The 14,367-nt window shown below is 40.1% G+C and carries 13 protein-coding genes; 4 read left to right on the top strand and 9 right to left on the bottom strand.

Annotation, left to right across the window (positions count from 1 at the left end; translation table 11 throughout):
- Positions 1–36: 36 nt before the first annotated feature.
- The 5 genes from ACM0OY_RS26895 to ACM0OY_RS26875 form a co-directional block, all read right to left on the bottom strand.
- Positions 37–2,877 carry a hypothetical protein gene (locus ACM0OY_RS26895; protein ID WP_414571848.1) on the bottom strand — a complete coding sequence of 947 codons (2,841 nt, stop codon included), beginning with the start codon at positions 2,875–2,877 and terminating at the stop codon, positions 37–39.
- A gap of 38 nt (positions 2,878–2,915) precedes the next feature.
- Positions 2,916–3,251: a hypothetical protein gene (locus ACM0OY_RS26890; protein WP_069072332.1), complete on the bottom strand. Its 336-nt coding sequence runs from the start codon at positions 3,249–3,251 to the stop codon at positions 2,916–2,918.
- Between the two features lie 91 nt (positions 3,252–3,342).
- Positions 3,343–3,939: a hypothetical protein gene (locus tag ACM0OY_RS26885; RefSeq protein ID WP_414571847.1), complete on the bottom strand. Its 597-nt coding sequence runs from the start codon at positions 3,937–3,939 to the stop codon at positions 3,343–3,345.
- Positions 3,940–4,339: 400 nt separating this feature from the next.
- Complete coding sequence (locus ACM0OY_RS26880; RefSeq protein ID WP_414571846.1) at positions 4,340–4,897, bottom strand: DUF192 domain-containing protein; 558 nt, start codon at positions 4,895–4,897, stop codon at positions 4,340–4,342.
- 364 nt (positions 4,898–5,261) lie between these two features.
- On the bottom strand, positions 5,262–6,896 hold the full coding sequence (locus ACM0OY_RS26875) for an ATP-binding protein (protein WP_414571883.1): 1,635 nt from the start codon (positions 6,894–6,896) through the stop codon (positions 5,262–5,264).
- Positions 6,897–7,078: 182 nt separating this feature from the next.
- On the opposite strand from ACM0OY_RS26875, the gene ACM0OY_RS26870 reads away from it, so the two are divergent.
- Entirely contained in the window at positions 7,079–7,657 is a 579-nt protein-coding gene (locus ACM0OY_RS26870; RefSeq protein WP_322642112.1) for a hypothetical protein, read from the top strand.
- Positions 7,658–8,209: 552 nt separating this feature from the next.
- Here the strand turns inward: ACM0OY_RS26870 and ACM0OY_RS26865 are convergent.
- Both ACM0OY_RS26865 and ACM0OY_RS26860 read right to left on the bottom strand, forming a co-directional pair.
- Complete coding sequence (locus ACM0OY_RS26865; protein ID WP_190897615.1) at positions 8,210–8,431, bottom strand: hypothetical protein; 222 nt, start codon at positions 8,429–8,431, stop codon at positions 8,210–8,212.
- 6 nt (positions 8,432–8,437) lie between these two features.
- The gene (locus ACM0OY_RS26860) at positions 8,438–8,641 is read right to left on the bottom strand and encodes a hypothetical protein (RefSeq protein WP_414571845.1); all 204 of its coding nucleotides are present in this window, start codon (positions 8,639–8,641) and stop codon (positions 8,438–8,440) included.
- A 95-nt stretch (positions 8,642–8,736) separates the two neighbouring features.
- Between ACM0OY_RS26860 and ACM0OY_RS26855 the strand changes: the two genes are divergently transcribed.
- From ACM0OY_RS26855 to ACM0OY_RS26845, 3 genes are all read left to right on the top strand, one after another.
- Positions 8,737–9,225 carry a hypothetical protein gene (locus ACM0OY_RS26855; protein WP_414571844.1) on the top strand — a complete coding sequence of 163 codons (489 nt, stop codon included), beginning with the start codon at positions 8,737–8,739 and terminating at the stop codon, positions 9,223–9,225.
- A 556-nt stretch (positions 9,226–9,781) separates the two neighbouring features.
- Complete coding sequence (locus tag ACM0OY_RS26850; protein WP_414571843.1) at positions 9,782–12,295, top strand: NACHT domain-containing protein; 2,514 nt, start codon at positions 9,782–9,784, stop codon at positions 12,293–12,295.
- Positions 12,296–12,514: 219 nt separating this feature from the next.
- Complete coding sequence (locus ACM0OY_RS26845; protein WP_414571842.1) at positions 12,515–13,060, top strand: DUF6429 family protein; 546 nt, start codon at positions 12,515–12,517, stop codon at positions 13,058–13,060.
- Positions 13,061–13,246: 186 nt separating this feature from the next.
- Here ACM0OY_RS26845 and ACM0OY_RS26840 read toward each other — a convergent pair whose 3' ends face one another.
- A complete protein-coding gene (locus ACM0OY_RS26840) occupies positions 13,247–13,426 on the bottom strand; it encodes a hypothetical protein (protein ID WP_414571841.1) in 180 nt (59 codons plus the stop codon).
- 181 nt (positions 13,427–13,607) lie between these two features.
- On the bottom strand, positions 13,608–14,048 hold the full coding sequence (locus ACM0OY_RS26835) for a hypothetical protein (protein WP_414571840.1): 441 nt from the start codon (positions 14,046–14,048) through the stop codon (positions 13,608–13,610).
- Positions 14,049–14,367: the final 319 nt, after the last annotated feature.

Genomic DNA, 14,367 nt, shown 5'->3' with positions numbered 1-14,367 from the left:
CCAGTCCAGATTATTTGTTAGTTTTTTTTATATAATTTATGCTGGCTTTAATTGCTTATTGTTATTGTTATTGTTATTGTTATCCAGTAATTGTTGTGCTTCTTGGCTTAACTCATCTCCTCGAAGCATCTGTATGTAGCTTTCTGAAAATCTCACCATACCGAGCATTGGATTATCGACATATTTATTGAGGAAGAGAGTGCGTAATTCTTGCTCGTTCGGGTTATTTGCTACTGCTGCAAGTAAACAATAAGCAGGGTAATACCTACAGAAGGTAAGCTTGCCATTATCGTCAAGTAACCACTGTGAGTAGATACTTTCGCGTTTTGGGAAGAATGCTTCGGTACTATTGCGCGAGATGATTTCATAAGGGTATTTAAACCTGTTAACAAATGGGTCAACAGCTGATGTTTGAATCCGACCGATAAGGCGGGTAGTGATGTTAGCAAATATTTTGGAGGCAGACTTACTTTGGAAAATACTTTCTGGTTCTTGGGCAGATAAAATTACACGTATACCTGCTTTCGCACCGTTGGCGCAGAGTCTACCAATTAGCTCGGCTATGCTGTCAAAACTAAATAAAATCGGCGCTTCATCTAAGAAAAATATTGATACTTTAGATGATAAAGCTCTACGTAATGCTGCGGAATAGGCGCTAAGGGCAAGGACTGCTGCATCAGCTTCACTCCCAAGCGATCGCAATGCGAATACCAGTAGTCGGGCATCAGTTTTAAAGCTAGATGGATTGGCGATTGATTGTCCAACTCGTGAGTTTAACCAGAACTTTAATCGCAATCTGATTTGGTCAAGAGCATCAAGAATTTCTTTACTATTATTAGTGATTGAATCGAGTTTGATAAACCCAGGCGAACAATAATTATAAAAATCCTTAAGTGTGGGAATATCTGCCCATTCAGGTGTTCCTAATCCATTTTCTAGTGCTAGCTTATACCGGAGCTTTATATCTTCATCGTTGTAAAAAGTTTCAATTGTGATTGTAATGATACTCTCGATATTTGATATCATTGTCGGACTTACCCCGACAGGATTTGTCCCAAGTACCATTATCATTAATGTTGATTTCAAGAATTCCTTGAAATCGGTCATCCTCTCCTTAATAACTTCCGGCTCATACCCCCTTAAATCAGGTAATTCAAATAGATTGTTCGATTCTTTACTAATATCGAAATATGCCCCTTCTTCTCCCATAAATTTGGTATAGTCGGTAAACGTGCTAGTACCATCGGGTTTGGGATAATCAAGTGCAATTACGGGAATGTCTTGAGCCAAGGCAGGTGTTAATAGACCTGCTACTAAGACAGATTTACCTGCACGGGTAGTACCGAAAATAGCGAGATTTTTGTGCTGCTTGTACAAGTCGAGATGTACTGGGGTTCCTCCCTCTTCAGCAATTAGCTCAAACCCGGATTTATCTCCCGTAGCCGTTCTAACTATCGGCATGAGTCCGGGAACTTCTGATGAGAAATAGGGGAGGCGACGGTTAAAGGGTCTTGTAAGTAGATTTTCCCAAACAACAGGTACACATTGTAACCATGTTTTCCAGGCATACTCGATTTCTCTATCAACTACGGCAGGTCGTAAGAAACAGCTAGAAAGGTATTGGCAAGCCTCATCAAGTTTTTGACGACTGTGACGATGAACACAAAAAACAACAGCAGTGTGGATGGGCAAACTGCCTCTGAGGATAGTTTCTTGTGCCTTAACTGCCTCCTCAATGTTCATATTGGCTTTTACGTCAATTGATCCCTTCTCGGAAGACATGGCGCTGGAGGTAATTGACTGTTTAGTAATTCGTTGAAGGGCAGTTTTGGCAAGTCCCTGGTTAGCTTTAGATAGCTGGCAGATAATCTCAGTGTCGGAGATTTTTTCTTTGGATATTACCTCCCACAGGTATCGAAGCTGGGCGTATTCGTCTACCCACCCTTGGGGCTTTTCGCTAAACTGAAGAATGCCGATATACTTGTCTTGCAGTCTTACCCAGCTGCGATCGAGAAAGGGGACAGATTTTTCGTTCTCCAGCATCAGGTGGCGAATATGGAAATCGCTGGTTTGAATTTCTCGAAGCCCCTCTTCATCTAATATGAGGGGATTGGGAACTTTGGGTGCGTCGCTACGGTTAAACTGACTCCAAAGAATCGACCATACTTCCTCACTTGTGACTGCTCGCACTGACAGCCCCATCGAGTTTGTAAAAAGTTGTTCCCACCGTTGAAACCCAGAGGTAAAACTATCCCGTAAGATTGTTTCGATTCGCTCTTGCCGCACACCGTGAATTTGTCCAGTAAATTGAAACCAGGCATTTTGCAATTGTTTGATAGTTTTTTCAATTGCATCATTTGAGCGACTGTCTTCAGAAGCCAGGACACTATAGGTACACCAGAAGCGTAAGAACTTGTTTTTACGGGTTCCCGCTTCGGTGAGTTCTCTTGCTCGCAGACGTTCCGATCGCACTAATAAAGTTAATTGCTCTAAATCGCATTTATCCTCTATCTTTTTTAATTCCTGCTGCCGGAGAAAATCATCAGTGAACGAACCAAGATGAATTGTTAAGGTTTCGCGTTCGGGAAGTTCTTTGAGTCCGCCTTCAATATTTTCAAAAATGGGGAGAATCTGTTCTTCTGGTAAAGACGGGTGGACTCCTTGTACGTCGAAGCAAAACTTAATTTGAATATCTTCTTTTTTCTGGAGGATGAGTGCGCCGATATCTCTACGACCAGCAAGCGAGATACTTGCAATCCCGGCTAAATGGGTAATATCCTCAAACGGTGTCAGGTTTTTGACAACACCTAATTGTTCGGTATCAAGGGATTTTTTACCAATTTTGTGCTTTATTTTTGTTGAGGCGGTCGAACTCATAGCCTATATTTTTGTTCGCTGGTATTAATTGAGAAGCTTTATCTGCGTTTTTTCAGCTGGCGCTTCTTCTTGGGTTGAGGTTGTAGAGGATTAACGAGGGAGACAAATGGTTTGTAACCACGGGTGATGCGGGGCGTGCCGACAAACTTACCAAAAAAAGCTTTGTTGGAACTTACTGTCCACCAGGTTGCCCATCCCCAGGCGGTTACAATTCCGGTTGCAAGCCAGGAAGCTTGCATAAAACCCTTGACTACCATGTAGGAGATCAGAGCGATCGCACTCCAGGGAACAATTTGGTCGGCGGGGAATGGCCCGAGGCGTGGTTGGTCTCCTAATACGCGGTTGACAGTACGAAATTCCCGAACTCTTGTCATTATTACGAAAGGCAAAAGTCAGCTTTTGAAATCTTGATGAGTGGCACACTTCAAAGTGCCACTCGTGATGGCTTTTTTGACGAGTGGCTCCTCAGCCTGTTACCAGTCCTGCAAGCAAGTCTCCGACTACAACTGTGAGGGCAACGATAATTGGTGTACGGGCAATTGTTTGCCAATCTTCGTCATTGCGGGCTGCTTGAACGACGCGGATAAGACCAATTCCGAGGTAAATTAGGAACAAACCGCGCAGTACTGCGAATACGTATCGAATGATTGTTTCGTCAATACCTTCAAAGTATTCGGTAAAGAAGTCCTCTGCGTTTTGCATGAACTGGGCGTTTGCAGGTGCAGCGGCGATATCCAACATAAATACTACACCTACTAAGCAGAACAAGACGGTATAGATATTGATGCCATACTTGCGCTGCCATTTCTCGAAGTTGGAAAGTAGCAAGTTTGCTTCCTTGGGTAGTAACGCTACAATACCAGTTCCAAAGGCCAGCGATGCCATTACCATGTGATGAATGGAGATATCTGCAATCATCAAGCCAGTACCAACTGCCATTAGTCCGGCGATGCTGGCGTTTTCTTTCCAGTTGCGACGGCGACGGGTGGGAGCGGGGTATCCGTATTCTTCGTAGGAAGGAATGCGGTCGTTGCTAAAATTAGATTCGTAGTCTGTTCTCATAAAAAAAGTAGATGATTTCGGAAATTACTGGATGAAACTTTGTAGGGGTAATTACGCCTGAATTACTGCTTTATTCCGTTGGCGGAGTCTGCCCCTAGTACATAGTTTGGATTGGAGTAAATCTCTGCTCCAACTTCTCGCTTGTAAACCTATTTTATGAGACTAATATCCGTAAAAGCATCTAAGAATTTTCCATTTTTAAACACTATGATTTTCAGTAAATCATTAGTAAAAAATTAGAATAATTGAATTGACAACTTTCAACATTTAAATCAGTGGTATATTTCATAATGTTTGACCCCCGATATAGTCTATATCGGGGGTCAGTAATTGATATGTGAGGTAGTGTAATTACGGTGGCTTACCGTTAATTTACCCAGTGAAATAAATTGTCCGTCAACTAATTCTGCGTTTGATTTGGGTTGAAGTCGAGATGGAGCTTCTTACCTACTTTGAGGTTGAGGGTTTTGGTACTGTTAGCAGGTAGTTCGATAACTTGGTTAACAGGATAGATGGAATCGTACTTAGGACAGATTTTTGTTTTGCAGGGGGGAGCCGCCTCTACGATTGATTTAATAACTCCATCTTGGAGAAATATCATATCTAAAGGAATATACGTATCCTGCATCCAAAGTTTAATTTTTTCAGGTTTGTTGAGGACAAATAGCATTCCGTGATTTTCGGGAATAGAGTCACGAAATTTGAGTCCGTGGGCATATTCTTTTCTATCGTCTGCTAGTTCGAGTTGAACTGTCTGATTATTACTGGTAAAGGTTGCACCAATAGGTAGATACTGGGGCTGGCGAGTCCAAAAGTATAGTGGTAGGGGTGAGAGAGCAGCAGTAAAACCAGCAATCGGCCCAACGATATTGAGAATTTTGAAAAACAGGCTTTTTTCTGGATTTTGTGCTTGTTTAGTTTGAATGTTGGTTTGAGCGGTTTGTCTTGTAACTTCCATAATCTTAGATAAATAAAGTAGAGTGGTTAGAAATGGCAGGCATTATGAACTTTTGAAATGTTTTGGCTACATTTGCTTTCGTTCAAACATGGTGAAACTTTGAATTGATTTATGATGTTTACAAAGAAGTAGTCAGAACTCAGGAGCGGAGCCGGAGAAGCTCTGCCTCCGGTCAGAATTCAGGAGAAAGCTTGCGTAAGGCTTGAGGACTTTGTACGAATGACTCTTAACTGTTGGTTTAAAGCCTCATCAGAGTTGTTAAGCAAAACAAAAAAGTTTTTAGTTTTTAACCACCAGCGCGAAACTCCTTCCTTTATGGCTGGAGTTCTTCTGACTCCTGAATTCTGTATTCTGGCTCCTTTCATTAGCTAAAAATCTCGATGTTACCAACAGCAAACTTGCTTTCATCGAGGGGACTACTAGGTAAAGCTTGTTGGTCAGCTTTGTTACGCATCGACTCGACTTTATCGGCTTCGCGGATAGCAAGCGGGTTAATCTGGCGGCGTTCTTCTAGCAATGCTTCGACTGTTAGTTCGAGTGCGGGGAGTTTGCTTGATGCGTAGGTATCTTCTATTACTGTTTCGCAGAATATGGTACTAGCGGCGCGTTCTACAATTGTCTGGATTTCTGCACCTACACACCGATTGGTGGCTTTAAGAATTCTGCGCCACTGTTCCTCGCTCCAGGGGTCGCCGCCATTGCGAAAACGTTCGTCAAATCGGGCAGCGTGCAGTTTGAAGATACTATATCTTTCTCCATTATTGGGCAGGTCTACCTTAAATAAATAGTCAAACCGTCCAGCACGGGTGAGTTCGGGTGGCAGCCATTCCATTCGGTTGACTGAGGCGATGACCAGTACATCTGACGTGCGCTCTTGCATCCACGTCAGCAGCTGGCCAGCAAGCCGTTTGGCGAGGTCATCCTCCCCGGCGAAGCCTTTATCAAAGTCGTCAAAGTACAAAATTACTTGGTTGAGCCTATCTGCCAGTCGCAACAAGCGTTTGAGTTTAATTTCTGCTTGGTTGCCAAAACTTCTAAAGTTGCCCCAATCGACCATGATCAGGGGAATACCCATATTCTGGGAACAGGCTTTTGCTGAGTGTGATTTTCCCGTCCCCGGTGGCCCCACAAGCATAATCCCTTTGGGTACACGCAGATTATATTGTTTGGCACGCGGGGTAAGCAATCGCTTGAACTTTTTGAATGACTGCTGCATGAGTTCCAACCCACCAAGCTGGACTTTTGGCGGAGGTAAGAATTCGATGTCATACAAGCGGTTGAGCAGTTGAATTTTTTTTGATAGCAGAAGCTTGGCTATCTCACTGGAATTTCCTAAATCATGATTTTTTCTAATATCGTTTAGACAATACATAATATCAGAAATATACAAACCAGCACTAGCGTTAGCAATTTCTAAATAGTCTTGTTCCGTATATGTGAAATAAAAATTTTTGCTTTTAATTAAACTATCAATAATTTCTTGTGCGTCTGGTAGTTCTTGACTCCATAGGGGAATTTCTGCCGCTATTTCGCTTGCTATCTCAGCGTTGGCTCCTAGTAATATAGTAGTTTTACCACTATCTTTTGTATAAAACTTGAGGTTAACTAGCGACGACTTAATCCATTCCGATATAATAAAATCGGTTTCTTTAGGTGTATTTTCTTTTATCCAAGGGAAGATATTCTCTACGATTAATATTCCAGTGCCAGAATAAACCTTCCAGAAATTGAGTACTTGAAAATAGTCTTCTTTATTTTGTTTTATGGAAGGTTTATAGCCGTCAAACTCTCGAAGAACCAGATTTTCTTCGGCGCTGACTACTAGTTCTTTAATACTGTCCTCGCTGAGATTCCATATGTAGGCTTTTTTGCCAGCTTGCTGACAGTAAGTAGTGATCCGGGTGAGGAGGCGGTGACGTTCTTGGAGGGGAGATTCGCAGGCGATGATTGGATAGTTGTCCGCAAGAAGGTCTTCTAGATAGTCAAAGCTAGACTTCATCTTAATTGCTTGTAGCGTACTCAGAAGTAATCTTATCCAGAAGGAATGCTGTACGAGAACTGATAATTTTCTAATTCTTGCGTCCATAAATTAGAAAAAAGTTGGTTGATTTTCAGTATTTTGTTGATTGTGTAATCGCGTTGTGAATTTAGATAATTGCAGTATGAAGAGTTAGTGCAAGTATGGCAAAGACACCAGAATATCCAATTGTTGTTATCCCAGAGTTAGTTAAAGAAAAAAAACAGTTTACCCCTTTAGTTTTTCCTTCTGGACAGGGAGATGCACCAATTGGGGCAAGTGAGGGGCTGTTTGAAAATGTTCTCAAACACTATTTTGGTGAAATTGTTTCTCCCCAGCAGGTGATGCTTCCACCAGGGCATCGACTACCATTTACAGCTGATTTTCTGATTATTGAACCAAATACTGGCTTACACATAGATTTGGAGGTTGATGAGCCAATTTCGTTTGCAACTCTTAAGCCTACCCACTGTATTGGCGAGGATGATTACCGAAACAAGTGTTTTGTCGATGCAAACTGGCTTGTCATTCGGTTTGCAGAGGAACAAGTCTCGTCTCAACCAGAACGCTGCGCTCGATTTATTGCTGGTGCGATCGCCCAACTGACGGGCAATGATACTTATCGCCAGAAGCTACTTCATGTAGAAAAAGTTACTCCTATGCGTCAGTGGTCTGCACGTCAAGCTTCCAAATTAAAGAAGAGTGATTACCGCCAAGGCTATCTTGTCCAAAGGAAGAACTAAGGATGTGATATTCGATACAACAATACTAGTGAGAGCGATTAGCATTATTTATGCTTCAGTTTAATTGAGAAAAAATCTGGCTTTCAAATACAAATTAATTCCCCAATCAAATTCGCTGCTCGCTCTCCATATTTTTGCTGAACAGCACTGCTATATGGCAATTTAGCTTCGCTCAAAAAGTCGCGGATAAATAGAGAAAAGTTAAATCCTCTCTTCGAGTCAACATATTCTACTAGTTCAATATTAAATAATGCTTTGAATTCGTCTTCTCTTTGTTTGAGCGCGCCTCATTAAACAGCTTTTCCATTAAGCGATCGCTCATATTTTTCTCTACACTTCTTTCCTAAGTTTTACTTCAACATACCTTCAAGTTGTGTAACTGTGCTTTGAACTAAAAAATGAGAAAATTTTTAAACCATAAACAGAGCAAGAGGCAATGTAATTTCGTACTTGAGCGCCAATAATGACATAAAACTTTGCATCTATGCTCTCTTAAAAATAACCGCAAGCTAACTTAAAATTTACTGTTTATTCCTATTGTCCAGTAATACCTTAATCTAAGTCTATTATCCACAATCCATTATCCCATTTCCAACCCCAAGAATTCATATTATAACGTTCAAGCTCTGACATATTAGTATAAGTTTTCAAAGATTTATCTTCTACATAAATGATACCCGGCTCGTTTATCTCTGAGCCAATACCAACATTGGCTGATTCATCGTACTTAACAATTAGGTTTAATCCGTTTGATAAGCGTTGGATTGTTGACATAATTTACTACTGTTTATCTAACTCAACCATTTCTTCAGTATATGGTTGCATTTGCTCCATTTTAAGGGAACGAGTAAGTTTTTTGGTATCATCAAGGGGGCGAATGCACTGCAACCGACATTTAAAACAACGCCAGCCCACATGTTGTTTAACATCAAGAGCGATATCTGACCAGTTTTCTGGATAACGTGATTGGGATTTAGAAGGCATTTCTTGATTCTCAAAATGCGTAGCGATTTAATTACCAGTTCTTGGATTACGATTAATCTACTACAAATGGAGTTCAACATAGTTAGGGGTGTACTATGTGGTTTTGGGAAAAGGAATCGGTTGAGTACGAGGTATTTAAGAAATATGAAGGAGCGCTGATAACTATCGGTGTGAATTTTGCCGATGCCGAAGTCCAAGATGCACTTGAAGGTTGTTCGTATGATTTAGAAGATGCGTTGCGAAGTGCAATCGAATATGCTCTGTGGCTGAGTGAACACGAGAAAGAGATTTTTCCCAACGCCTTATTAATTCGTGCCCTACAGGATAATTGGAAGCCTAAAGCATGGCGTAATGAATATTTAGAAAGGGAGATGTTCTCTTCGCCTGGGCAACGGTGGTGGAATGCCTCAGAAAAAATGTGGGGACGCGATCTGCGAAATCAATTGGTTGTTGATGTATTTTCTGACGAAGGTAGAGAATTTATCAAATTCAGCAACGGTAAAGAGATCCTAGTAAAAACTGCATGGGTCTGGAGATGGGAACGATTGCTTGAATATGCCAGCCCAATATCTGTTTATCGATAATGACTTTTTTCATTGCCTTTGGAGAATGCGGCACGCTCCCAAGTGACTCTCACTACCTCTTGATGGCTACCCGACTACTGTGACCCCTAAATAAATAATTGAGGCGACAGAGTTCTAGACGGACTCCAATATGTCTACACCGTCTACAAGTGTAGACGGTGCTACAGCTTCCATAAAATGTCTAATCTATCTCTCCAATATATATGTAAACGCTGTATACACAGATGTAGGCGTGCATTGTATACCCCTAAAGCACCTAAACTCCATTTGGTTTAGTAACTATTGGGTGAGTGGGACTACTGGCTAGTTTTTGCTGGTTGAAATTTGTCGTTATCCAACACTGGGAAGTATCGACGAGCATTGAGGGGTTTTTGAGAGCCAGTCAACTCTCAAGGTTGAGCATCGTTGCCGATTGATTTGACTAGCAGGCAATCGCATAAAGGTATCTACTGCCTTAAAGAGAGTAATTATCTTAGAGACAACTCATAGATATCTTAGAAAAAGTTACTAAAAAGACTTGTTAAAGTTAAATAGTTCATCAAACAAAGTGATAATTATGTCTAAACGGTCATCTCAATTATCAATTGTAGGCTATATAATTGCTCAAAAAGCTTTAGAATCAAAAGGCTGGACTAAAGAATTTTTAGCAGGTCTACTTGAACTATCTCCAAGTACTATTCATAATTTCTTTGCTCGAAAACCTATTGAAAAAGAGAATTTTGCTAAAATTTGTGTAGCCCTTCAAATAGCCAGTAAAGAGGTTATTGACATCCCCAAATTTCAAAATAATGAATCAATTGATAAGCTAGTTGCAGACATTCGTCAAAAATCTCAAAACAGTATTATTCAAAGATGTGGGATAATGAAGGTACTAGATATGACTTACCCCATTGAGATTAACCACATTTACACTACTGTAAATATTTTAGATAAAATCACTGGAAGACAGCGAAAGAGTATTGATGAACTTACACAAAAATTTGACCGAAATAATTTTGATAGATTGGGATTACCTCAAGTTGTTGAAAAACGAGTTCCTGGATTAGAAGTAGTCAAGAAATATGAGAAAATGATAGTTCTGGGAAAACCAGGCTCTGGTAAAACAACGTTTTTAAAGCATTTAGCAATTCAATGTATATCAGAGCAAATATTCAGTAATTATCTCCCAATATTTTTATCTCTTAAAGAGTTTGCAGATACCGATATCAAACTTAAATTATTAGATTACATCTGTCAACAATTAGCTGATGATAAGGTTGACAATAATGCAGTGATATCAGTGTTTGAATCTGGACGAGTATTATTGTTGCTGGATGGCTTAGATGAAGTCCAACAGCAGGCAGATAATCATGTGATAAGAGAAATTCGTGATTTTTCTCAACGATTTTCTATCAATCGGTTTATATTGACTTGCAGAATAGCCGCAAAAGAATATACATTTGAGCAATTTACCGAGGTAGAAGTAGCTGATTTTGACCAGGAACAAATTCAGTCATTTGCCACCAAGTGGTTCACAGCTAAAAACTCTAATCTTGATAAAATATTTATAGAACAAATACAAGAAAATCCATCAATTTATGAACTGGCATCGAGTCCTATATTACTGACTTTATTATGTATTGAATTTGAGGATGCTGGTGACTTTCCCAGGACTCGTACTGAACTATATCAAAGGGCAACTCATACACTTTTAAGAAGATGGGATGCTAAACGTGCTATTAAAAGAGATGATTTCTATAAGCATCTTTCAGTACTGCATAAGGAAAATTTACTCAGCTATCTTGCTTTGATGACTTTTGAAAAAGGAGAGTATTTCTGGAAGCAACAGGATGTGCAGAAGTATATCGCTTCTTATATTAGGAATTTCCCAAAATCTCCCCATGCTCTAGAAGCTTTAATGTTAGATAGTGAAGCTGTATTAAAATCTATTGAGTCTCAACACGGATTATTAGTAGAAAGAGCTAGAGAAATTTATTCCTTTTCTCACTTGACATTTCATGAATATTTTACAGCTAAAGAAATTGTAGCTAAAGCCAATCCTGAAATATTTAATGACCCATCTCTACTTAATTTGAGCAAGTATGTTTTTTACAAACAATGGCACGAGGTTTTCTTATTAACCTCAGAGATGTTAAAAAGTGCTGATGTTCTTTTGCTGTCTATGAAGTTTCAGATTGATATAGCAGCATCACACAATAGACATATTCAGGAATTATTGGCTTGGGCTAGCCAAAAATCTATTCAAGTATCTAGCTCTCACCACCCTGCTGCAATTAGAGCATTTTATCTTTGTTTAGCTGCGGGTATTTGCATATTGGATAATACAAGCTATCCGTTTTTTGAAGAATGGGAATTCCTAGAACTGAGCCATTTATTAGAGTCGTTAGACTCTAATATACAGTTAAGCTTTTATATAGGAAGTGCTTCAGGCTTTGGCATGGGCAATTTTCGCGCTCCTGTTGAACTTGTTGATTCAAATCTAGCTTTAGACATTAACCTAGCTCATGCTCGCGCTCAGGCATCGTTGCTGTATCGCACCGCTAATAGAGATATTGAAAATGAGAATTTTACAACTATCCTTCTCTGTCAAGCAGATGATTATGAATATTCAGAGTACGATGAGGAAATGAAAAAAAATCATCCATTTGACGATAGTAATTTTTTTCAATTAGAGGATGCTTTATATGCAGCTATAAATTTGATTGATAATCAAGAATTTTCTGATGAAGTAGTCAAGTTATATGAACAGTTACCACAAGGAGTTTACGAGCATTGGGACGAATATTACCAGTGGTATAAAAATGATAGCGGTGCTTGGGCTAATCGGCTCAAGGAGTTGAATAAAAAGTATCGTAATATAGATTACGATTGGCCATTAAACAATGCAGAACAATGGGGACTCTTAAGAGCCTATTGCTATGCTAATAAATTGTTATTAGATTGTCTTAATACCCAATGCTATGTCAGTCTTGACACTAGAGAATATATTCAAGAAACACTGCTATTGCCTTTTAATGAAATTGAAAAAATGATGGAAATAGAGAGAAAAAAATTACTTAATAGAGATTGAATCTAATACTACTCCCAGACTACAATGCAAAGCTCACATAATCCCGAGAAGCTAATGGTGGTCAGATAAGGAAATCGCTTATCGGTGATTCCTGTCCCTGAAACGGTGGCTCAGAAGATTCTGGCGCTCATAACCTCCTAACTCACACGAATGTCAGTAATTATCTATAAACTGAATATAACTAAAAATAAACTTGAAGTATGACAAATTAATCGATTCATGACTAAGCCCTTCAAAGGAGAAACCCGCCCCCGCCATAATTGGTCAGTGACCCTCTGCACTGACCCAGAAGGTAAAGGCTTTTACGCGCAATGCACTTCGCCATTCGGCTTAATTCTTTGCACAGATATCTACACTGACAAAGGTTTAGTTTGGCAACAAGGTTATGAGCTAGTAGACCGGACAATCCGCTCCGAACAAACCCGTCGTTACAATGCGATCGCTCTGCCTCTGACTCTTGCATTGTTATATGTGTCTGGAGGAGATGAGTACGGTGAATTAGGTGATGAATTAGGTAATGAACAATGTTTTCAAGGTAGGCGTGCCTACAAAGGCTATGACTTCGATGTTTTAGATTTACTGACTACTGCTGGACTCATAGAAGAACAACGCTATCCTAAACAAGTTAAGTCGGTAGTTTTAACGCCAAAGGGAATTAAGGAAGCAAGACGAGTTTTACGAGGATTTAATCTAGATGGGGTCGAGGAGTTTCTTGGCGCTCTTGCCGAACACGATGATTTACCAGATGAATCAGAGAATGAATAAAGTAAATAAATCTCTCACCAGGGGCGGTTACTCAGAATTGATATCACGAGCTTGATAGCAAAAATTTACAAAACGGTGGTAGATAAGCAAGTACAGACAATTTTGATAGCAAAACTGATACCAGCCAGAAAGAAAGCCATCTTTCATTAGCTGACTCAAGTTTTTGCTCCCGATGCAAGTTGACGCTTAGGCACAAGCCTTGAAAAAAGATACCAGCCGCCACACAGCAGCTCTTTCTCTGGTTGAACCTGATAGCCAAACTTTTTTTTGTGCTGCCTCTACTGACTGGTCAGCGCGGTCAATGGTGGTGAGGGTGGCTTGCTGCTGTTGGTTCAGTTCCAACCACAGATTAAGGTGTTTGCTCATTACTGATACTCAAGAGCATCCTTAAAAATCCATCCAGATGCAAAGCTGCTTTTTTATATTCTAGAGGCTGCCTGCCCAATTTCAGAGAAGTAAGGTAGTGTTCTCGTGCCGCGAGTAACCTTGCAAGGTCGCTTCATATCATCAACGTTCCCGGATCTACCAATTTTAAACGATGGAGTTTTTAGATTTTAAAGTCTTGCCAGTTCCAAAAAATGCCACTACGACTAATTAAGAAAGGCTTACTAAGTTTATCCAATAGGCGAGTGCAACAGCTTAGAAGTTGAGCATAATCGTCAGGATGAATGTCAAAGCTGCTTCTAGCTCGCGTTAACTCTTGTGTTTGGTTTTTGTGCCATTCCCAAGACTTATACCACCACGATGGATAGAATTCACTTTGTGGAGCGATTACGGCATAATCACGCCCCTTTTGCCTATCTTCATAATCCCATGCAGGAAGGTATGCAAGTAAATCAGTGGTAGCCCACCATTCTTCGATAATTGCTGTACCATCATCATCGCGCGTACCGATTCGCTTTCTGGCTTTGATGCGAATTTTTGCATTCCTTGCAATCGCGGCGTAATCTTCCAGTCTTGTTGCTAGTGGATTGAACTCGATCAACATAATTTAATTCTCTGCTACCTCAGCACCTATAAAGCTCAAATTGTGGTTGTAAAGTTATTAAAACCAACGATACTAGGTTAATCAAGAATATCAAAAGTCAAGTCAGTAATACACAAAAATAATAATCCTTGAAAAAAGCACATTGTGCTTGAGCAATTTATTTTAGGGAAGTACCTTAGTTCAATCCCTAGCTGACTCCAAATAAAGATAGTTGTCCTGGCGATACATTTCCCCTGCGTCGAGTATGAAAACTCAGGTGACAAGCCAGGGCGGCCGCATCTTATTTACTAATAAAAATTAAAACAGATCTGAAAATGTC

It is taken from the genome of Nostoc sp. CCY 9925, from assembly GCF_963920935.1.
Classification (GTDB): Bacteria; Cyanobacteriota; Cyanobacteriia; order Cyanobacteriales; family Nostocaceae; genus Nostoc.
Note: the sequence above shows the minus strand (reverse complement) of the source record. Positions and strands in the feature narration are given on the sequence as shown.

What these genes read in the sequence shown, in the direction of transcription:
- ACM0OY_RS26895 (WP_414571848.1), bottom strand. Translation starts at nt 2,877, where the DNA reads ATGAGTTCGACCGCCTCAACAAAAATAAAGCACAAAATTGGTAAAAAA.
- ACM0OY_RS26890 (WP_069072332.1), bottom strand. Translation starts at nt 3,251, where the DNA reads ATGACAAGAGTTCGGGAATTTCGTACTGTCAACCGCGTATTAGGAGAC.
- ACM0OY_RS26885 (WP_414571847.1), bottom strand. Translation starts at nt 3,939, where the DNA reads ATGAGAACAGACTACGAATCTAATTTTAGCAACGACCGCATTCCTTCC.
- ACM0OY_RS26880 (WP_414571846.1), bottom strand. Translation starts at nt 4,897, where the DNA reads ATGGAAGTTACAAGACAAACCGCTCAAACCAACATTCAAACTAAACAA.
- ACM0OY_RS26875 (WP_414571883.1), bottom strand. Translation starts at nt 6,896, where the DNA reads ATGAAGTCTAGCTTTGACTATCTAGAAGACCTTCTTGCGGACAACTAT.
- ACM0OY_RS26870 (WP_322642112.1), top strand. Translation starts at nt 7,079, where the DNA reads ATGGCAAAGACACCAGAATATCCAATTGTTGTTATCCCAGAGTTAGTT.
- ACM0OY_RS26865 (WP_190897615.1), bottom strand. Translation starts at nt 8,431, where the DNA reads ATGTCAACAATCCAACGCTTATCAAACGGATTAAACCTAATTGTTAAG.
- ACM0OY_RS26860 (WP_414571845.1), bottom strand. Translation starts at nt 8,641, where the DNA reads ATGCCTTCTAAATCCCAATCACGTTATCCAGAAAACTGGTCAGATATC.
- ACM0OY_RS26855 (WP_414571844.1), top strand. Translation starts at nt 8,737, where the DNA reads ATGTGGTTTTGGGAAAAGGAATCGGTTGAGTACGAGGTATTTAAGAAA.
- ACM0OY_RS26850 (WP_414571843.1), top strand. Translation starts at nt 9,782, where the DNA reads ATGTCTAAACGGTCATCTCAATTATCAATTGTAGGCTATATAATTGCT.
- ACM0OY_RS26845 (WP_414571842.1), top strand. Translation starts at nt 12,515, where the DNA reads ATGACTAAGCCCTTCAAAGGAGAAACCCGCCCCCGCCATAATTGGTCA.
- ACM0OY_RS26840 (WP_414571841.1), bottom strand. Translation starts at nt 13,426, where the DNA reads ATGAGCAAACACCTTAATCTGTGGTTGGAACTGAACCAACAGCAGCAA.
- ACM0OY_RS26835 (WP_414571840.1), bottom strand. Translation starts at nt 14,048, where the DNA reads ATGTTGATCGAGTTCAATCCACTAGCAACAAGACTGGAAGATTACGCC.